Raw genomic sequence first — 601 nt, 5'->3', positions numbered from 1 at the left:
TCCTGAAAACTGGGCTGTTGCGTCGCGAATGCCCATCAGGCGTCCGACGATTTTAACGCCTTGCCCCTGCAGGACATTGAGGTCGAGCGTGGTCCGGTCTGATGCGCCGACAAGCTGCGGCGACGGTACTCTTCGAGCGCGGTCGGGGTCGTCTGCCTCTTCGATACGTTGGTCAAGCACGCCCGTTGCAAGCATCCACCATTGAATATCGCGACCTCGATAGACGCGCGGCAGCCGGACGTGTTCGCCCACCGCGAGCGTGACAGGCCGGCCGCTAAGCTGGATCTCCTGCGCCAATTGCAGACCTGTCGCCGATGCCCCGACCACCAGCACCCCGCCAGGGACAAGCTGCCCGGGATTGCGGTAGGAGTGAGCCGAGAGCTGTTCGATGGTCGCTGGCATGGCCTCGGCCAGTCGCGGTATTACAGGCTTGTTGAAGCCGCCAGTGGCGAGCACCACGGCTCGGCACAGCCAGTCCCCATTTTGGGTTTCCACCCGAAAGCCGTGGCTGCTCTGCGCAACTCTGTTGACTGCGGTGCGTGTTAGAACCGGTGCTGATGTGTATGTGGCGTAATCGGAAATGAAATCGGCGATCTGCCCG

1 protein-coding gene is annotated in these 601 nt (G+C 62.2%); it reads right to left on the bottom strand.

Translation table 11 applies throughout. The features are described from left to right. Positions 1-601, bottom strand: a 601-nt coding sequence (locus tag AC04SH_RS34940) for an NAD(P)-binding domain-containing protein (RefSeq protein ID WP_488578086.1), incomplete at both ends; no start/stop codon positions are given.

The sequence above is a fragment of the Mesorhizobium sp. CNPSo 4688 genome, assembly GCF_057784295.1.
This window is presented reverse-complemented; position numbering and strand designations above follow the sequence as displayed.